Source organism: Lacibacterium aquatile, from assembly GCF_042683105.1.
GTDB lineage: Bacteria > Pseudomonadota > Alphaproteobacteria > Elsterales > Elsteraceae > Lacibacterium > Lacibacterium aquatile.
Genome location: NZ_JBHUIP010000016.1, coordinates 418,750 through 438,178, shown reverse-complemented (window position 1 = coordinate 438,178; position 19,429 = coordinate 418,750). Strand labels below are relative to the sequence as shown.

Here is a 19,429-nt window from a genome sequence, read left to right as displayed (position 1 = left end):
TATGTTACTCCTCCACGCGGGCGACGCGCAAAATATTCGTCGCGCCCGGCGTGCCGAACGGCACACCCGCCGTCACCACGATCTTGTCCATCGGATCGGCAAAGCCTTTCAGACGGGCCATGTCGCAGGCGATCTGGACCATTTCCTCGAAGTTCGTGCAATCGCGGCACAGCACCGGATGCATGCCCCAGACCAGCGAGAGGCGGCGCGCGGTCGCCTGCACCTGGGTCAGGGCCAGGATCGGGGTCGCCGGACGCTCGTGGGCGACACGCAGCGCCGTCAGGCCCGAGGAGGTGAAGGTCACGATAGCCGCCGCATTGATCGATTCGGCAACCTGGGACGCCGCGGCCGAGATGGCGTCGCTGGAGCTGCTGTCATGGCTGATCGGATCGGCATTCATCAGCTTGCGGTAAAGCTCGTCGCTTTCCACACGCAGGATGATGCGGTTCATGATCGAGACGGCTTCGATGGGCCAATCGCCCGAGGCGGTTTCGGCCGAGAGCATCACCGCATCGGCGCCATCGTAAACGGCGGTCGCGACGTCCGAAGCTTCCGCGCGGGTCGGGGTCGGCGCGGTAATCATGCTTTCCAGCATCTGAGTCGCCACCACCACCGGCTTACCGGCACGGCGGCAGGCGCGGACGATGCGACGCTGCAGGGCGGGCACGTCTTCAGGGGGCATTTCGACACCCAGATCGCCACGCGCCACCATCAGGGCGTCCGACATCTCGATGATCTCGTCCAGGCACTGAATGGCCGACGGCTTTTCCAGCTTTGCCAGCACACCGGCGCGGCCCTGGACCAGCTTGCGGGCCTCGGCCATATCGTCGGCACGCTGCACGAAGGAAAGCGCGACCCAGTCAACGCCCAGCGTCAGAGCGAAATCGAGATCGCGGCGATCTTTTTCGGTCAGCGCGGCGAGGTTCAGCACGGCATGCGGAACATTGACGCCCTTGCGGTTCGACAGAGGCCCGCCGGTGATGACGCGGGTATCGGCGAAATCCTTGCCGCAGGCTTCGATACGCAGGCGCACCTTGCCGTCATCGAGCAGCAGATCCTGGCCCGGCTCGATCGCTTCAAAGATCTCCGGATGCGCCATGCCGACGCGGGTCGCATCGCCCGGCGTCTTGACGTCCAGGTCCAGACGGAAGGGCTGCCCCGGCGTCAGGGTCACCTTGTCCCCGGCGAAGGTCGAGATACGCAGCTTCGGCCCCTGAAGATCGGCCAGGATGCCGAGCGGGCGCCCCAACTCAGCCTCGACCGCGCGCACCGTCTCGTAACGGGCGGCGTGATCTTCATGGCTGCCGTGGCTGAAGTTCAGGCGGAAGACATCGGCCCCGGCCTGCGCCAGCGCCCGTACCTTCTCGATCGACGAGGACGCCGGACCGAGGGTTGCAAGAATGCGGGTAGAGGCTAGGCGACGCATGATGTTTTCCTTTGGTGGGCTGCTTTAGTCCGCGCCATGCTGAACCAGGCCATGTTGGACCAGGATTGCGCGAAAATCATTCACATTAGTTCGGGTCGGGCCAGTAACGACCAATTGACCGAGCTTTTCGAAAACGGCGAATGCATCGTTATCCGCCAGTCGGGCGCCGAGATCCAGCCCGATTTCCTTGGCTTTCGCGGCACTATCAGGATGCCAGAGGCCACCGGCATTGCTTTCGATTCCATCAATGCCGTCGGTATCGGCGCACAGCGCATGCACACCGGGCAACCCCTGAAGCTGGATGCCGAGCGCCAGCAGGCATTCGGCATTGCGTCCGCCCCGGCCCTTGCCGCGCACGGTCACTGTCGTCTCGCCGCCCGACAGGATCACCGCGGGCGCCGCGACCGGCAACCCATGTTCCACGACCGAACGGGCTATCCCGGCCAGTGTCCGCCCTACATCGCGGGCTTCGCCTTCCAGGGCATCCCCCAGCACGATGGGCGTGAGGCCGTGCTTTTGGGCAAAAGCCGCAGCAGCCTTCAAACTGTCGAGCGGGCGCGAAATAAGACGCATCTCCGCTTTTGCCAGACGCGGGTCGCCGGGCTTGGGCGTTTCATTGGCCGGGTCTTCCAAGGCCGCCTTGATGCTGGCCGGCGGCTCGATGCCGTAACGGGCCAGCACCGCCCGCGCATCGGCCAATGTGGTCGGATCGGCAATCGTCGGGCCCGAGGCAATCACGGCCGGATCGTCGCCCGGCACATCTGAAATCGCCAGCGTTAGAACTTTCGCCGGGAAGGCAGCTGCAGCCAGGCGCCCGCCTTTGATGGCCGAGAGATGCTTGCGGACACAATTCATCTCATCGATGGCAGCGCCCGACTTCAGCAGCGCCGAGGTGACGGCTTTTTTGTCGGCTAGGGCCACGCCCGGTGCGGGCAGCGCCAGCAGGGCGGAGCCGCCGCCGGAGATCAGACACAGCACCAGATCGTCCGGGCCAAGCCCCTGGACGAGCGACAGAATCCGTTTGGCAGCCTCGGTCCCTGCCGCATCGGGAACGGGATGGCTCGCCTCGATAACCTCGATACCCCGGGTCGGGAGCCCATGGTCGTACCGCGTCACCACCAGCCCTGCAATCGGACCGCTCCAGGCATCTTCCACGGCAACGGCCATGCTGGCTGCCGCCTTGCCCGCGCCCACCACGATCACCCGGCCTTTGGGCTTAGGAGGAAGATACTCGGCCAGCACCGCGCGCGGATCGGCCGCCCGCACCGCTTCCTCAAAGAGAGCGGTCAGGAATTCGGCAGGATTGCGGAGCGGATCGCACGAGGTCATAGGGCATTATTCCGAGAGATAAGGCTCTCAGCATCCATTGCCCGAAAGGATATGCAAGCAAATTCAGATTGTTAAAGAATGCTGACACTGTAGTTCGCACTCGCAAAACTACATATGTTGCTGCGCGCAAGAAATCAGGTTGGGGTTTTTATTGTGCGGCCGAAGCCGAACGCCCCAATTTCTGTCGCCAGGTCGCCAAAGCCTGGAAGGTCGCAACGCCCAACGTCATGGGATCGAACGGCTTGGTCAGAACATAGTTCGGTTCGATCTGCGACCCGGTCAGCAGCCGCTCGGGATAGGCCGTCACGAAGATGACCGGCACATCGTGGCTTTCCAGGATTTCCGCCACCGCCTCGTTCCCAGAACCGCCGGTCCCAAGATTGATATCGGCCAGGATCAGGCCCGGCTTCTTTTCCTTGGCCAGCTTCACCGCCGACATATGGTCGGACGCGATGCCCACCACCCGGTGGCCCGCCGTCGTCACCAGATTGGAGATATCCATGGCGATGACGAATTCATCTTCGATGATCAGGATATCGGTCGCGGTCGCCTTGCGCAGCTGTTCGCGCGTCTGGGTCAGCAGACTGGTGGCAACATCGCCGGACAGCCCCAGGACAAGTGACGCATCGGCGACCGTCATGCCCTCCAGATCGGTCAGCACAATCAGCTGCCGCTGGGTCCAGCTCAGACCATCATAACCGGGGGCCAGGGACGGCGCGTTCACCAGTTCCCCTTCGGCGGTCAGCGCCTGAGATACCAAGCGATAGAGCGTCAACTTGAGCGACTGACCATCATCGGCAACATCGGGGGTTGCCAGCAGATCTTTGACCGCCGCAACCACCGCCCGATCCCCCTGGGCCTGATCACCCGTCAGAGCACGCGCATAGCGTCGAAGGGGCGCGAGATAATAAGCCAGCTTTGCTTGGAGTTCGCTCATACCGTCCAAAGTCTAGAAAGGGAGGGGGATCAGCTCTAGAAACAAGCCGAAGAAACATAAGCTAAAGACCTTATCTCCCGATCATGCAAATGTTTTTCTTTACTGGATTTCCTGCTTGTCACAGCCACGTCACAGGCGAAAATATTTAAAGGGCTTAAACCAGGAAGCGCATGAACGTTACTCGTCCCCGCGATCCGACTGGTCAGGAAATTCTCCCCCTAGGTCACAGGTTGGTTTCACAACTACCGCATCTGCAGGCTTTCGCCCGCGTGCTGTGCCAGGACGCGACTCTGGCCAAGGATCTGGTACAGGACACGACGCTGCGCGCCCTTGAACATACCGAAGAACTGGGCGGTATCCCGACCCCGGATGGGCTGAAGGCCTGGCTCTTCCGGACCTTGCGCAATGTCTATTACGACCGCCTGCGGTTCGAGAGGCGACGCCGTCACGCCACACTCGACGAGGTCGAAACGGTAGCAGCCGTCGACGGTGGGCAGGAAGGACGCAACGATATGCGCGACCTGGAGGCTGCCCTGAACAAGCTGGCGCCGGTCCTGCGTGAAGCGGTCGCCCTGATCGGAACCCAGGGCCTGACCCATGAACAAGCCGCCGGGGTCGCAGGATGCAGCGCGGCCACTATGCGCATGCGGCTTTCCCGCGCCCGTCGACAACTCAAGACCATCCTGACCGGCGACGGCGATTCCGGCGAAATCGATGAAAATGAAAAAAATGCATGAGGCGATGTTGCACATCGATGGGCTGAGACGTTTGGCTATCAGAACCCATCAGGAGTGATCCGATGAACACCACTGGCTTTCACGATCTCTTGATCGAAAATCTGCCCCGCCTGCGCGCCCTGTCGGTCGCCATTACCCGCGACCGTGCCAAGGCGGACGATCTGCTGCAGGAAGCCGTCGCGAAGGCGCTGGCCGCCGCCGACAAATTCACGCCGGGCACGCAGTTCTGCGCATGGATGTATCGCATCATGCGCAATCAGTTCCTCTCGGATATCCGTCGCACCCGGCCCACCGCCGAACTGGACGACGTTAATACCGCCCATCTGGCCAGCAACGGCAGCCAGGAAGACAATCTGGTTGTCGGCGAGCTGAAAAATGGCCTCGACAAGCTGCCTGCCGCCCAGCGCGAAGCACTGCTTCTGGTTGCTCTGCACGACATGAGCTACGAAGAAGTCGCTGAGGCCTGTGAATGCTCGGTCGGCACCATCAAGAGCCGCGTCTCCCGTGCCCGTCAGGCCCTGCGAGACTACTTGATGGGCGAAGAAGCAGAAGAAGCCCTGGATACCGCAGATGTCCGCAAGTCGTCCGACCGTTCCTTTGCAAAGGAACAGGGCGAACGCGGGGGATTGACCAAAGGTGTCGGGACGGCTCATCTTGAGCTTAACCGTCGCAATTCGTCGCGCGATGGTCTGCATTACAACGCGTAACAGGCAGTTCAGCTAGTTACGTCACTTTCCGGGATAGGGCGAGTTGGCCAGTTCGGACAAAAAGAATGACACGCAGCCAACACGCCCCGTCTCCGCTTCAACCAATCGGGGAAAGGTCGATAAGGCCTTTGACAATTGGTTGAAGCAATCGCTGCATGCCATGTACGACGAAATCGCCAACGAGCCGCTGCCCGATGATTTGCTGCGCCTGATATCGGACCATGCGGAAAAAACCAAAACAGACGAACCGCCGACCGACGAAAAACCTAAATAACGGGTCCTTCTCATGAAGCAGCCCGCCCTGTTCGACCTGTCCCGATGGCCCGCCATCGGGTGGCTGCATTGGTTCGGTCGCAGTTACATCACCACCTTGGGCCGTCGCCTCATCGTGCTGCTGCTCGTCAGCGCGACGCCCGTGCTTTTCCTCATTTTTCTGACCACCAAGGATAACCGCGACCTGCTGCTTGATCATTATCGCAGCAATCTGCGGGTCCTGGGCGAAAGCTATGACCGCAAGATTGCCGGTATCCGCTCCTCACTCGCCACCTTGGCCGTGGTGGTTTCCGATTTCGATAAGGATACGGAGCGCTGCAACCGGGCGCTCGCATCGGCCATGCAGATTCACGGTCGGCTGCTGACCAACGTCTATCTTGTCGATAGCGACAACCATGTCTATTGCGCGTCGAACCCGGCACTGGTGGGTATCCTTGCTCTGGGGTCCGCCAATCAGGAGGTGCGGGAAACCCAGCTTCCCAGCGTCACCTCCTTCACCAAGGGCCAGATCAGCGGCGAAACGGTCATCGCGCTTGCCTATCCCCTGTTCGATACGGCCGGGAACTACAAAGGCGCGGTATCGACGGCGATCCGGGCTGAATTCTTTGTGAGCGAGAGTGCGTTCGCCTTGCCGGAAAAGGCGGTTTTCCAGATCGTCGACAAAAATGATCGCACCCTCGACGCCCTGGGAAAACAGGTCGACGCGCCCCTGTTGCCGGTCGAACTGCGGCGGCCCGCCGGTCTCGACATGAGTAACGGCACCACCCGGACCGTCTCACACGACGACTGGGTCCATGTCGTCACCGCCGTCGACGAGGATTTCGATATCGTCCTGTCCGCCCGCCAAGCCGATCTGGCAGCGCTGGCCAATTCCCAGATGCCGTCCCGTGTGCTCGAACTTTTCCTCTACGCCGGGGCCAGCCTCGCCGCGATCCTGATCGGCGCCCGTTATCTGGTGGTGCGGCCCGTAGCGGTGCTGTCGCGCGAAATGCGCCGCTATGCCGAGGATGGCGTCTATCCCGAACGGCTTGAAAGCACGGTCGGCAATGCCCCGCAGGAGATCCGGGCGCTGGGCTTAAGCTTCCTCGATATGATCGAGAAGGTTCATGACCGCGAGATCCGGCTGCAGAACCTGATCGATCAGCGCGACATGCTGATGCGGGAAACCCATCACCGGGTGAAGAACAACCTGCAGATCATCGCCAGCATCTTTTCGATCCAGCAGAGCAAGATCACCGACGAGGAAGCCGCCAACCAGTTCCAGTCGGCCATCAGCCGGATCCGGGCGCTCAGTATCCTTCACCAGCATCTGTATGTGGCGCATAACTACTCCCAGGTCGATGCCAAGGATTTCATCGGCGATCTGGTCTCCCAGCTGACCAAGCTGGCTGAAACCGAGGGGGCGGGCCGGATCCAGCTCTCGACGGAGATCGAGCCGATCATCCTGACGACGGATCAGGCGGTGTGCCTGGGTCTCATCATTAACGAGGCGGTGACCAACGCCTGGAAATACGCCTTCCAGGAGCGCGAGAACGGCCGCATCGACATCAGGATCACCAGCGATACCGACGAATATGTCACCTGCATCATCGCCGACGATGGGGTCGGCATTGCCGATGCCAAGGCCAACGGCAAGGGCCTCGGCACCATCCTGATGCGGGGGTTTGCGACCCAACTGGGAACCGAAATCGCGATCGATACCTCCGATGACGGCGTGACCGTACGCCTGCGTTTCCCCTTGCGTCGGTTGCCCCCCGGCAAGGTGTGAGATTTTTCGAACAAGCCATGGAACCAAGCTCGGGCGGGGGCGTTCTTTCTCTGACACCCGAAACTGCAAGAGCTTGGGTCATCATGAAGAGACAATTGCTCATCCTGACCGCGATTGGCCTGATGGCCATCGGCACCGTTCGCCTGACCGTCCCGACCCCCGCCGCGGCGCAGATCACCGCGCCCGGCTGGGAACGCATCGAAGGCAACTGGAACGAGTTCGCAGGCAAGGCCCGCGAGCAGTGGGGCAAGCTGACCGATGACGATATCACCGTCATCAAGGGCCAGCGCCAGCAGCTGCTGGGTAAAATTCAGATCCGCTATGGCATTGCCAAGGAAGAGGCGGAACGTCAGGTTGCCGACTGGGAAAACCGGGTTACCCGCTGACACGATAAACAAGAATAAGCCCTAAGCGTACCCGCGCTGGCCTTAAGGCGGTGGATCCTTCCACCGCCTTTTTCTTTTTGCCCCAAAAACACCTTTTTCCAGGGAACGAACCCCTGGGGGCCGCGTTGTCCCTGCATCGCCGCCGCTGCGGCACCTGATTTCAGGCCACGGGATCGAGGGAGGGTAGCATGACCTTTCGAATGAATTTGACCGGAGCCGCCATCGCCGCCTGCCTCTGTGCCCTCACCGGCCAGGAACTCATGGCTGCCGCCTGGGCCGCCGACGGCCCGCAGGTCGAAGTCCAGGCGCCCGTTTCGCTCGCGACCTGGCGTCTCGTCTCCGATCCCGTGCCGCGTTATGTGCATGTCGGCGTGACCGACCGCCGGATTGTTCCTTAACCCCCCTTAGCATTCGAGTATCGGAGGCCACAATGATCAGCTGGGCTTTCACATCGCTCGTGATCGCGCTCGTCTCGGCGTTTTTCGGTTTTTCGGGCTTGATGGCCAGCATCGCTGGCATCGCGCAGATTGCCGCCGGTGTGTTTGGCCTGCTGTTCCTGGTTGGCGCCGTCACCGCCGCCCTGCGGGGACCTTCGCCGATTTCTTGATCCTCAAGCGGAACCTTGACCGACGTTGAGCATTTCCTACATGGGGATCTCCCCTTAAAGCTCAATCGCCAAGGCACCCGCCCGTCGAATGACCACAAACAAATTGCTCCGCACGCTTTGCTCTGCAACTGTTGCTGACTGCATCCGGAACCCTTCGGGGAACAACGGAATACAGGCAGCGCATAGGCTTTGCGAAAGCGCGAGGTGAATGTCTGGAATGGCGGGGATCACCCTATTGGTCATCGGCCCCAGCGGACCCGAATCGGCGACGGTTACGGGCCAGCTTGAGCGCGGGGGCTATCGTGTTACCACCGTCTCGACTCTTGCCGACGGCTTGCCGATGCTGGATCGGCTAAGCCCGGCCATCGTCGTTCTGACGGGCACCGATAGCCTGGCGAACGATGGTACCGTCCGCGCCATCGGTTTGAGCCATCCCAATATTCCCGTCCTAAAAGCCAACGTCGAACAGTCCTCGGGCGCGACAAAAGCTCCGGACCTGCTGGCCCGCGTTACCGCTTTGATCGCTGCGCGTCAAACTGTTCAGCTGCCGACCGGGGAGGCCACGGCGCTATCGGGCGGGCTTGCGCACGAGTTCAATAATCTCCTCGCCATCGTCCTGAATAATATCGAAGCGGCCCGTCGTCAGCTGGAGCGGGCCGATCCCGATCTGGTTCGGGTACGCCGGGCAACCGACAATGCCGCCGATGGCGCCACGCGGGCAGTTGCTTTGGCACGTCATCTGCTGCAGGGCGACCGGGCAGCTGCCGATCCTGCCCCCGAAGTCCTGCCGCTCTTCCCTGCACCCGCTGCGCCGCCCGCATCACCGGCAGCAGTGGATCTTGCCGCCCCGCGCGTGCTGATCGTGGAGGACGAGATTCTGGTAAGGATGATGGCCGTCGATGCCCTGGAGATAAACGGCTTCACCGTCGAGGAAGCCGGCACGGCTGAAGCGGCCCTCAAGCGGATCGAAATGCCGGACACCAACACGATTGATGCCGTGATTGTCGATATCGGCCTGCCCGACCGCAAAGGCGATGTTCTGGCAGCCGACCTGCGCGCCCGCTTCCCCGCGCTCCCCATCGTCATCGCCAGCGGCTATGACGAGTCGAACTTCCGCCAGCGGTTCGGCGGCGATCCGGGCATGGGCTTCCTCGCCAAGCCCTATGACAGTGCCCAGCTGAAAAACGCCCTGCGCGCTTTGGGTGTCGTCGCCTCCTGAGCATCCCCTTGTGGTGGCATGCGACTTGCTGCTTTCCCGTTCGTGGACAGATAAAATATCGGTCGCAACGCGCTCTTCTTTAGAAAAGCCGATGTGATGCCGGGGAAAATACTGCCCGGTCCCCCAATAAGGACGCCCGACCCGGAAGAAATGGCCGGGCGATCCGTCATGTCATTTGTCTAGGGGAAGACCGATGCTGAGCATCAATTTCAATATTTCTGCCGTCAAAGGCGCCGGGGCTCTCAAACCCATCGCGCCGATTACGCCTGTTGGGGAATTTCCCGATACGCTCTCGACGTCCAAGAAGATCGCCGAGGGGCTGCGCTCCTTTCAGCTTCAATCCGATGAGATGGCGTCGCTGCCAACCCCGGAAGAGCTGCTGCAGGATGCCGACGAGGCCAAGCGGGATCTAGAGGAAAAGCTGGCCGTCGCCTTTTCGCAAGCCGGTGTCGATACCACAACGCCGATCACCATCAGCGTATCAGGCGAGGGAGAAGTCTCCGTCACAAGCCCCCACCCCGATACCACCCAGATCGAGAATATCCTGAACGAGAACGGCGCCCTCAAAGCCGATGTCCTGGATACGGCCGAGAAGACCTCGCTCGCCTCCATGATCAAGATCGGCGACGAGGAAAAGAAGGGCGGGCAGGAGCAGAACCCTTACGCAGTCCCGCTGGAGGTGGAACTGGCGCTGGAACAGAAGCAGCGCGACATCGCCCAGGCTTTTGGAAAAATGAGCTTCAATGGCGGAACGCTCTCCACCGCCGTCGAAGCGGTCACAGCTGATTTCTCGGGTCGCCGATAAGAAGTTGCTTGGGTTTGGGCAGGGCATCGCCTATCTCAAGGCTTCGACCTTTTGAGAATGCTTGCGAGGCCCCGCCCGTGTCCGCTTCCCCCGATGCCGCCCAGCAGCGCCGCCACCGGCTGATGCTGGTCTGGATGCTGTTCTGCTCCTTCTGGATCAGCGCGATGCTGATCTACACGGCCTATACGCGCCCGGCGCCCAGCTTCTATCTGGTCGGACCGCTGACAGTGGGGGTGCCGTTTGCCGCCCTGGTGATCGGCTTCATCGTCGAGCGCTTGCGAAAGCGCGCCTGAGACGCCACCTTGCTGTTATAAAGTTTCGTCCCTTTTAGGACCGCATCATGCTCCAGACTCCCGTTACCGTCCTCACCGGCTTCCTTGGCGCGGGCAAGACCACGCTGCTGAACCGCATCCTGACCGAGCAACACGGCAAGAAATACGCCGTCGTCATCAATGAATTCGCCGAACTTGGCATCGACGAGCAGATCGTCATCGAGAGCGACGAAGAAGTCTTCGAGATGAACAACGGCTGCATCTGCTGCACCGTGCGCGGCGATCTGATCCGCATCATCGGCGGCCTGCTGGAACGCGGCACCAAGCTGGACGGCATCATCGTCGAAACCACCGGCCTTGCCGAACCGGCGCCGGTCGCCCAGACCTTCTTCGTCGATGAAGACGTGAAGGACCGCGCTAAGCTGGACGCCATCGTCACCCTGGTCGATGCCAAGCATATTCTCCAGCACCTGGACGAAGGCGACGAGGCTGTGCAGCAGATCGCCTTTGCCGATGTGCTGATCCTCAACAAGACCGATCTGGTCTCGCCCGAGGAACTGGCCCAGGTGGAGCGCCGCATCCGCGCGATCAACCGCTATGCCCCGCTGCACAAGACCCAGAACAGCGAGATCGCGCTGGACCAGATCCTGGGCCGCAATGCGTTCGATCTGCAGCGCGCCTTGGAGCTCGACCCCTTCTTCCTGAAGAACGAGCACGATCATCATCATCACGACCATGACCACGGGCATGACCACGACCACGCCCATTGCGACCATGACCATGTGCATGACGAACATTGCGGCCATGACCATCATCACCATGATCACGATCACGGCCACACCACCAAGGTGAAGTCGGTCGCCCTGCGCACCGACCGCCCGGTCGATCCCGACAAGTTCGAACCCTGGATCGGGACCCTGCTGAAGCTCAAGGGCCAGGATATCTACCGCTCCAAGGGCATCCTGAATGTCGACGGCTCCAACCGCCGCTTCGTCTTCCAGGGCGTGCACATGCAGATGCGTACCGAATGGGGCAACCCCTGGCGCGGCCGCGACACCCGCGAAAGCCGGATCGTCTTCATCGGCAAGGATCTCGACGAAGCCGCGCTGCGCGAAGGCTTCATGGCCTGCGTGAAGTAAGATGAGCTCGAGCGCCGCCATCGTCGATTTCTGGTTCGACGGCGACCCCGAGGTGCAGCGCGCCAAGTGGTTCACCAATGATCCGGAGTTCGATCTGTCCATCGCGCGGCGTTTCGAGACCGATATCGGCCTTGCCGTGACGGGCGGTCTTGCCGCCTGGGAAGACAGCCCGAACGGCACCCTGGCCCTGATCCTGCTGCTGGACCAGTTCCCCCGCAACGCCTATCGCGGCACGCCACGCGCCTTCATGGGCGACAGCAAGACCGTGCGCCTGTCCGATCTGGCCCTGGTGCGTGGCTATGATCGCCGCATGACCCTCTGGCAGAAGCTGTTTCTCTATCTGCCTTACGAGCATTCGGAGATCCTGGCGGAGCAGGAAAAGTCGGTCGCCCTCTTCAAGGCGCTCGGCAATCCCGAACTGCTGGATTACGCCGTCCGCCATTACGAGATTATCGCGCGCTTCGGCCGCTTCCCCCATCGCAATGCCATCCTGGAGCGTGAGAGCACGCCCGAGGAGCTGGCGTTCCTAGAACAACCTGGATCGTCCTTCTAATGCCTGCTTCCCGCATCACCTGGAAATTCGACGCCCGCGTGACCCAGGTCGCCGCCGATTGGGGCTGCGATACCGCTGCTTTTGCCCTGGCCAACGGCAGCCTGCGCCTCGTCGAATTGGCCCGGCAGGAGCAGAATGTCTCCATCGGCGTGCCGATGCACCCCAGCGCGATCCTGTCGCTGGCAGCCCACCCGCACGGCGGCTTCGTGACCGGTGGTGAAGACGGCACCATCCGCCGCCTGCTGCCCGACGGCACCGTTCTGGAATGGGCCAAGCACCCGAACCGCTGGATCGAAACCCTGATCGTGGCCGAGGATGGCCGCACCTTCTATGTGATCGGCAAGACCATCCAGGTGCTGGCAGCCGATGGCGGCAAGCTGTCCGAGCTTGGCCCCCTGCCCTCCACCGTCAGCGGGCTTGATCTCAAAGGCACCGTGCTGGCCGCGAGCCACTACAACGGCATCACCATCTGGGCGCTGGACGATACCTCGATCGCGCCGCGGGTTCTGGTTTGGAAAGGCTCGCACCTCTGCGTCGTGCTGTCCCCCAATCTGCAATATGCCGCCACCGGCATGCAGGATGGCGAGGTTCATGGCTGGCGTCTGGCCGATGGGCGCGAGATGCGCATGTCGGGCTATCCGACCAAGGTCCGCAGCATCAACTACACCGCCGACAGTAACTGGCTGGCCACCGCCAGCTCCGAAACCGTCGTCATCTGGCCATTCGACGGCAAGGGCCCGGAAGGTCGCGAGCCGCTGGAGATGCTGGACGGCAAGGGCGCGCTCGTTACCAAGGTCGCCTGCCATCCGGTCAGCAACATGGTTGCCTGCGGCTTCGAGAGCGGCGTGCTGGGCATGGTCGATGTCAAGAGCAAGTCGGGCGGCCTGTTCCCGCTGTCCAAGCGCGGGCCGATCACCGCCCTGTCCTGGTCGCGTGACGGGCATCATCTGCTGTCGGGGTCCGACGAGGGCCGCGCTGCGATCTTCTCCGCCGATCCGAACGAGGCCAGCGCCTGATGTCCGGTGCCGGTCCCCTGATTCCCGTCACCGTACTGACCGGTTTCCTCGGGTCCGGCAAGACGACGCTGCTCAACCGCCTGCTGCGTGACCCGGCGATGAAGGACACGCTGGTCCTGATCAACGAGTTCGGCGAAGTGGGCATCGACCATCATCTGGTCGAGAAGGTCGACGGCGATGTGGTCATCATGGCGGCCGGCTGCCTCTGCTGCACCATCCAGTCCGACCTGTCGAACCAGCTGCGCCAATTCGCCATCGACCGGGTGCGCGGCAAAGTCTCGGAATTCAAGCGCGTGGTCATCGAAACCACGGGCCTTGCCGATCCGGCGCCTGTTGTCCATACGCTGATGCAGGATCCGATGGTCGCCGCCCATTACCGCCTGGACGGGATCGTCACCACGGTCGATGCCGTCGTCGGCAGTGCCACCATGGATGCCCAGGAAGAGGCGGTAAAGCAGGCGGCCATCGCCGACCGCATCATCCTGACCAAGCAGGATCTCGCCCGCCCCGAAGCCGTCACGGCCATCCAGGCGCGGCTGCATGACCTTAATCCCGCCGCCCCGATCCTCGGCACCGAGGCGCCGGTTGCCGACCTGATCGAAGCGGGCCTGTTCGACCCGGCCACCAAGTCCCTGAACGTGCGACGCTGGCTCCAGGCCGAAGCGGTGGATCACCACCACCATCATCATCACGATCATGACCACGGTCACGATCATCATCACCATGATCACGGCCATGGGCATTCCCATCAGGACGCCCATAACGTCAACCGCCACGACGCCCGCATCCATGCGATCTGCCTGACACGGGACGAGCCGCTGGACTGGGAAGCCTTCGCCCTCTGGGCCCAGAGCCTGGCCACCTATCGCGGCGAGGATCTGTTGCGCATGAAGGCGATGCTGAACGTGAAGGGCAAGGACAAGCCCGTCGTCGTTCACGGCGTGCAGCATCTTTTCCATGCCCCGGTCGAACTGCCGGAATGGCCCGATGCCGACCATCGCTCGCGCATCGTGCTGATCGTCCGCGACATCACCCAGGCCGCCCTGGAAGACGGGTTGGACAAGATCATCGCCGCTGCCTGACCACCCGGTCAGACTCCGCACACCGGGGTTGACGCTCTATCGCTTGGTATCCGCGCGTCCCGGGGGTATAGAGGCGCCAAAATCGCCCTTTAGCCTTTCGGAAGGTTTCCCATGACCGATCTGGTTCGCCCCCGCCGCGCCCTCCTGTCCGTCTCGGACAAGACCGGTATCGTCGATCTCGCCCGCGCCTTGGTGGCAGCAGGGGCCGAGCTGCTGTCGACCGGCGGCACCTTTAAGGCGATCAAGGACGCAGGTCTGGCCGTGACCGAAGTGGCCGATTACACCGGCTTCCCTGAAATGATGGACGGCCGGGTCAAGACCCTGCACCCCAAGATCCATGGCGGCCTGCTGGGGCGCCGCGATCTGCCGGGTCATGTGGCCGCGATGAAGGAACATGACATCGGCGAGATCGATGTGGTGGTCGTGAACCTCTATCCCTTCGAAGCCACCGTGGCGCGCGGCGCCGACTTCGAAACCTGCATCGAGAATATCGATATCGGCGGCCCGTCGATGATCCGCTCGGGCGCGAAGAACCACGACTTCGTCGCCGTCATGACCGATCCCGCCGACTATGCCGCCTTCACCGCCGAGCTGACGGAAAAGGGCGGCAGCACCCTGACCACCCGTCGCAAGCTGGCCGCCGCTGCCTATAGCCGCACCGCAAGCTATGATGCCGCCATCTCGGCCTGGTTCAACAGCCAGATCGACGAGACCGCCCCCACCAGCATGGCCGTCGGCGGCGCGATCCTGCAGTCGCTGCGCTATGGCGAAAACCCGCACCAGCAGGCCGCCTTCTATCGCACAGCCGAGAACCGGCCCGGCGTCGCTTCGGCCAAGCAGCTGCAGGGCAAGGAACTCAGCTACAACAACATCAACGACACCGATGCCGCTTTCGAGCTGGTGGCCGAGCTGCCGGAACCCGCCGTCTCGATCATCAAACACGCCAACCCCTGCGGCGTCGCCATGGCCGCCGACCTGCCGACCGCCTATCGCAAGGCCCTGGCCTGCGATCCGGTCAGCGCCTTCGGCGGCATCATCGCCGTCAACCGTCCGCTGGATGCCGAAACCGCCGGTCTGGTGGCCGAACTCTTCGCCGAAGTCGTCATCGCCCCCAGCGTGACGGACGAAGCCCTGACCGTCTTGTCGGCCAAGAAAAACCTGCGTGTGCTGGTGACCGGCGGCCTGCCGGATCCCCATCAGACCGGCACCCTGGTACGCTCGGTCGCTGGTGGCCTGCTGGTCCAGGATCGCGACACCGCCCGCGCCAGTGCCGACAAGCTCGAAACCGTCACCAAGCGTGCGCCCACAGCCGATGAGCAGCGCGACCTGCTGCTGGCTTTCACGCTGGTCAAGCATGTGAAGTCGAACGCCATCGTCCTGGTGAAGGATGGCGCGTCGGTCGGTATCGGTGGCGGTCAGACCAGCCGGGTCGACGCCGCCCGCCAGGCCGTGCAGCGCGCCGCCGAAATGGCCGAGGCTGCTGGCGAGGCCCAGAGCCGCGCCATCGGCGCCGTTGTCGCCTCCGACGCTTTCTTCCCCTTCCCCGATGGGTTGGAAGTCTGCCTGAAGGCCGGTGTCACCGCCGCCATCCAGCCCGGCGGCTCCAAGCGCGATGCCGACGTGGTTGCAACGGCCGACGCCGCCGGCGCCGCGATGGTCTTCACCGGCCTGCGCCACTTCAAGCATTGAGAGTGCTAATAGGCGCGGCCCAACCTTGGTCGCGCCTCAAGATTTATCGCGTTATGTGATACTGATATCGACGGCAACACGATTTCTGATATACGAGGATATATCGTCTATTCGCTCGAGTATCTACCGTGGCCCAAATTGTCGTCCGTAAAGGCTCTATCCATAATGACCTCATTCGCGGGACAAAAGCGAAAGAGCTTATCGTTGGAAATAACGGAAACGACACGCTCTCTGGCGGCGATGGTAACGACACGCTGTCCGGCGGCGACGGGAACGACCGCCTTTATGGTGGTAACCACAACGATCTTTTGCGTGGCGGCAATGGGAACGACGGGCTAACCGGTGGTGACGGCAATGACACGCTGTCCGGTGGTGATGGCGTGGATATCATCCATGGGGGCAACGGTAACGATACGATCGATGGCGGCCGTCATTCCGACATCCTGAACGGCTTTGCTGACAATGATCTTATTTATGCCGGTGACGGGGAAGACACCCTTTTCGGTGGTGCCGGTGACGACGTTCTAAATGGTGATGCCGGTCACGACCTGATCACTGGCGAAGCAGGTATGGACATCATCCAGGGCGGTGCCGGTTTCGATACGCTCTTTGGTGGGATTGGCAACGATACGCTAGTGGGTGGCGGCGACAATGATGCGCTGATCGGGGACGCTGGCGATGATCGGCTCTACGGCGGGCTCGGTCACGATTCTCTCTACGGTTATTTGGGGAACGATCTTCTCAGCGGCGATAGCGGAAATGATCTGCTGTACGGGAATGAAGGCAACGACACCCTGAGAGGCGGGATCGGCAACGATGCTCTTTATGGCCTTGCCGGAGACGACGTCCTAAGCGGCGATGTGGGCAACGACGTTCTATCTGGCGGCGTTGGAAACGATGTGCTGCTTGGTGGGGATGGCCACGATCTGTTGGTTGGCAGTACAGGCATCAACACCTTGAATGGCGGGTCAGGCAACGACACGCTTTATGGCGGTTCTGATCGCGACACGCTTAACGGCGGCGATGGGAATGATGCGATTACCGATCTCGGTGGCAACAGCAAGCTCTTCGGGGACGCTGGCAATGACTCCCTGGACGCCAGTTCCGGCGATAACTTGCTTGTTGGCGGGGCCGGCGACGATCAGCTGCACAGCGGATCGGGCAACGACACCTTAGACGGCGGCGATGGTCGGGACTATGCCGTGGGGGGAAATGGCAACGATCAGTTCCTCATGGGGAACGACAATGACTACGCCAACAGCGGGGCCGGAAACGATACGATCGATGGCGGCGCTGGCGATGATTACCTAGACGCCGAAACCGGTAACGATCTGGTATCCGGTGGCGCTGGGAATGATTTCATGCTGGGGCGTGGGGGCAATGACACCCTGATTGGCGACTCGGGGAATGACGACCTTCACGGGCATGAAGGATCGGATATCCTGAGTGGTGGCTCAGGAAATGATCGGGCCGTCGGTGGTGAGGGCGACGACCAGCTGTTTGGAAATGACGGCGATGATTTTCTTGTTGGCGAGGGGGGGAACGACACCCTGAGCGGCGGCACGGGGAATGACACCCTGAGCGATGCAAACGGTCTGAATGTCATCGATGGTGGCGAGGGCAACGACTACGTTTATGGCGGTTTGGAAACCGACACCATTAATGGTGGAAGCGGCAGCGACACCATTAATGCAAACGCTGCCGACGACACCGTGTCGGCTGGAGATGGCGATGATGTGGTGTATGGCGGCAGCGGGAACGATCTGCTGAACGCCGAAGACGGCAATGACACCGTTGCGGGCGAAGACGGAATGGACGTTGTCATCGGTGGTGCCGGGGACGATAAGCTGGCCGGAAATGGCGGAAGCGACCTCGTACAGGGTGGTGCTGGCAACGATCTGCTATACGCAACGGATTTCGAGATTTATTTCTACGGCACACCGGGTGCCGAGGGCGAGGACACCCTGGAGGGTGGAGACGGCGACGATATGCTGTTCGGCAGCAAAGGCGGCGACCATCTTCACGGCGGCACCGGTGGCGATCTGCTGATTTTTGAAGCAGGTGACAATCAGCTATGGGGCGGCGATGGCCGCGATCGCTTCATCTATAAGGCTCTTCAGGTCGACGGTGCCTATAGTGTGATCGAAGATTTCCAGGTGGATGAAGACATCCTTGATCTTCGGGCGATCGACTCCAACACGGCAGTTGCAGGAAAACAATCCTTCACGTTTATCAATGATGAGGCTTTTCATAGCATTGCTGGTGAAATGCGCTTCGAGAACGGGATTCTCAGCGGAGACATCAACGGCGATGGTATTGCAGATTTCTTTATCGAACTGAAGGGCGTTGAGACTTTTTCTCAGTCATCCCTCATTCTGACAAATGCGGATGACACCGAGACAACGGCCGGGCATCACTTTTCCAAAGTTGGTACAGACAATACCGACTTCATCGTCGGCACCCCCTATGGAGACGCGATCTCGGGACTGGACGGCAATGATACCCTGATTGGGTATGCTGGCGAAGACCTCCTCGTGGGAGGAAACGGCAATGATTCACTGCAAGGTTTCGAAGGTAGCGACAGTCTTTTCGGCGGCGCTGGAAATGATACGCTATCTGACGAGCATTCCACCGCGACGTCGGGTCTGATGGATGGCGGGGATGGCAACGATTCCTTGGAAGGCGGAGACTCGACCTCCACGCTGCTCGGCGGCGACGGCAATGACATCATCTGGGCTGGGAAGGCTGGGGTTTTGATCTTCGGCGGCGATGGCGACGATACAATTGTCGCTGGTTTTGCTTCCCAGACACTTAGCGGTGGCAACGGCAACGATCTTCTGAATGGAAACTACCTACCGGACCTCCTTCTTGGTGGTGAGGGCAACGACAGACTTCAAAGCAGCGGAGGCGCTGATACAATTTCGGGTGGTAGTGGCAACGATACATTATCAGCTTTTATGATCCACTCCTCGAGTTTGCATGACAAAGACATGCTCTATGGAGGAGATGGAGAGGATCGGCTGCAATTTGCTTTTGACGGCACGGAACTATGGGGCGGCAATGGAAATGACGTTTTTGTCTATCTCCATATGTCGGGCTCAGTTCTTCCGGATGTTTCGGTCATTCATGATTTCGACGCGGGTGCGGAAAAAATCGACCTTTCATCGCTTGATGCCAACAGCAAACTGTCCGGCAATCAAGCCTTCAACTTCATTGGAGATGAGTCGTTTTCTGGCACTGCTGGGCAACTTAGATTTGCCAACGGCAGCCTAGAAGGCGATACGAATGGTGACGGTTATGCTGAGTTTTCAATTGAGCTCGATGGCGTCGCCAATCTTACTGGCTCGTCGATTATCGCTTAATACGCAATCCAGCATCACTGAGCTTTCTTCATTTTATTAACAAAACGTAAAAATCACCCTGGACTCCCGTTAGATTTCTCAGTAACCTTTTCTTAAGGAAATGAGATGTGCGGAGTCCTCCC

At 61.1% G+C, this 19,429-nt stretch carries 19 protein-coding genes; 16 read left to right on the top strand and 3 right to left on the bottom strand.

Annotation, left to right across the window (positions count from 1 at the left end; genetic code table 11):
- Positions 1 to 4: 4 nt before the first annotated feature.
- From pyk to ACFSM5_RS21660, 3 genes are all read right to left on the bottom strand, one after another.
- Positions 5 to 1,426 (bottom strand): pyruvate kinase, encoded by a 1,422-nt coding sequence (gene pyk / locus ACFSM5_RS21670; RefSeq protein ID WP_379878959.1) that lies wholly within the window; start codon positions 1,424 to 1,426, stop codon positions 5 to 7.
- Positions 1,427 to 1,450: 24 nt separating this feature from the next.
- Positions 1,451 to 2,755 carry a glycerate kinase type-2 family protein gene (locus tag ACFSM5_RS21665; RefSeq protein WP_379878957.1) on the bottom strand — a complete coding sequence of 435 codons (1,305 nt, stop codon included), beginning with the start codon at positions 2,753 to 2,755 and terminating at the stop codon, positions 1,451 to 1,453.
- A 148-nt stretch (positions 2,756 to 2,903) separates the two neighbouring features.
- The gene (locus ACFSM5_RS21660; RefSeq protein WP_379878955.1) at positions 2,904 to 3,692 is read right to left on the bottom strand and encodes a PhyR family response regulator anti-anti-sigma factor; all 789 of its coding nucleotides are present in this window, start codon (positions 3,690 to 3,692) and stop codon (positions 2,904 to 2,906) included.
- Between the two features lie 170 nt (positions 3,693 to 3,862).
- Here ACFSM5_RS21660 and ACFSM5_RS21655 point away from each other — a divergent pair, with 170 nt between their 5' ends.
- The 16 genes from ACFSM5_RS21655 to ACFSM5_RS21580 all read left to right on the top strand — a co-directional run bounded on the left by ACFSM5_RS21655 (position 3,863) and on the right by ACFSM5_RS21580 (position 19,307).
- Positions 3,863 to 4,429, top strand: coding sequence for a sigma-70 family RNA polymerase sigma factor (locus tag ACFSM5_RS21655; protein WP_379878953.1), 567 nt, complete (start codon positions 3,863 to 3,865; stop codon positions 4,427 to 4,429).
- 62 nt (positions 4,430 to 4,491) lie between these two features.
- Complete coding sequence (locus ACFSM5_RS21650; RefSeq protein ID WP_379878951.1) at positions 4,492 to 5,136, top strand: sigma-70 family RNA polymerase sigma factor; 645 nt, start codon at positions 4,492 to 4,494, stop codon at positions 5,134 to 5,136.
- 43 nt (positions 5,137 to 5,179) lie between these two features.
- The gene (locus ACFSM5_RS21645; protein WP_379878949.1) at positions 5,180 to 5,410 is read left to right on the top strand and encodes a NepR family anti-sigma factor; all 231 of its coding nucleotides are present in this window, start codon (positions 5,180 to 5,182) and stop codon (positions 5,408 to 5,410) included.
- 12 nt (positions 5,411 to 5,422) lie between these two features.
- On the top strand, positions 5,423 to 7,177 hold the full coding sequence (locus ACFSM5_RS21640; protein ID WP_379878946.1) for a sensor histidine kinase: 1,755 nt from the start codon (positions 5,423 to 5,425) through the stop codon (positions 7,175 to 7,177).
- Positions 7,178 to 7,260: 83 nt separating this feature from the next.
- Complete coding sequence (locus ACFSM5_RS21635; RefSeq protein ID WP_417498536.1) at positions 7,261 to 7,563, top strand: CsbD family protein; 303 nt, start codon at positions 7,261 to 7,263, stop codon at positions 7,561 to 7,563.
- A gap of 188 nt (positions 7,564 to 7,751) precedes the next feature.
- Entirely contained in the window at positions 7,752 to 7,961 is a 210-nt protein-coding gene (locus ACFSM5_RS21630; RefSeq protein ID WP_379878944.1) for a hypothetical protein, read from the top strand.
- Between the two features lie 32 nt (positions 7,962 to 7,993).
- Complete coding sequence (locus ACFSM5_RS21625; protein WP_379878942.1) at positions 7,994 to 8,170, top strand: DUF1328 domain-containing protein; 177 nt, start codon at positions 7,994 to 7,996, stop codon at positions 8,168 to 8,170.
- Between the two features lie 217 nt (positions 8,171 to 8,387).
- The gene (locus tag ACFSM5_RS21620; protein WP_379878940.1) at positions 8,388 to 9,389 is read left to right on the top strand and encodes a response regulator; all 1,002 of its coding nucleotides are present in this window, start codon (positions 8,388 to 8,390) and stop codon (positions 9,387 to 9,389) included.
- A gap of 193 nt (positions 9,390 to 9,582) precedes the next feature.
- Positions 9,583 to 10,194, top strand: coding sequence for a hypothetical protein (locus tag ACFSM5_RS21615; protein ID WP_379878938.1), 612 nt, complete (start codon positions 9,583 to 9,585; stop codon positions 10,192 to 10,194).
- Positions 10,195 to 10,271: 77 nt separating this feature from the next.
- The gene (locus ACFSM5_RS21610) at positions 10,272 to 10,487 is read left to right on the top strand and encodes a hypothetical protein (RefSeq protein WP_379878936.1); all 216 of its coding nucleotides are present in this window, start codon (positions 10,272 to 10,274) and stop codon (positions 10,485 to 10,487) included.
- 47 nt (positions 10,488 to 10,534) lie between these two features.
- Positions 10,535 to 11,605: a CobW family GTP-binding protein gene (locus ACFSM5_RS21605; protein ID WP_379878934.1), complete on the top strand. Its 1,071-nt coding sequence runs from the start codon at positions 10,535 to 10,537 to the stop codon at positions 11,603 to 11,605.
- 1 nt (position 11,606) lies between these two features.
- Positions 11,607 to 12,158, top strand: coding sequence for a DUF924 family protein (locus ACFSM5_RS21600; RefSeq protein WP_379878932.1), 552 nt, complete (start codon positions 11,607 to 11,609; stop codon positions 12,156 to 12,158).
- The gene (locus ACFSM5_RS21595) at positions 12,158 to 13,174 is read left to right on the top strand and encodes a WD40 repeat domain-containing protein (RefSeq protein ID WP_379878930.1); all 1,017 of its coding nucleotides are present in this window, start codon (positions 12,158 to 12,160) and stop codon (positions 13,172 to 13,174) included. Before ACFSM5_RS21600 ends, ACFSM5_RS21595 begins: the two co-directional genes overlap by 1 nt.
- A complete protein-coding gene (locus ACFSM5_RS21590) occupies positions 13,174 to 14,256 on the top strand; it encodes a CobW family GTP-binding protein (RefSeq protein WP_379878928.1) in 1,083 nt (360 codons plus the stop codon). Before ACFSM5_RS21595 ends, ACFSM5_RS21590 begins: the two co-directional genes overlap by 1 nt.
- 111 nt (positions 14,257 to 14,367) lie before the next feature.
- A complete protein-coding gene (gene purH, locus ACFSM5_RS21585) occupies positions 14,368 to 15,945 on the top strand; it encodes a bifunctional phosphoribosylaminoimidazolecarboxamide formyltransferase/IMP cyclohydrolase (protein WP_379878926.1) in 1,578 nt (525 codons plus the stop codon).
- A 128-nt stretch (positions 15,946 to 16,073) separates the two neighbouring features.
- On the top strand, positions 16,074 to 19,307 hold the full coding sequence (locus ACFSM5_RS21580) for a calcium-binding protein (RefSeq protein WP_379878924.1): 3,234 nt from the start codon (positions 16,074 to 16,076) through the stop codon (positions 19,305 to 19,307).
- Positions 19,308 to 19,429: the final 122 nt, after the last annotated feature.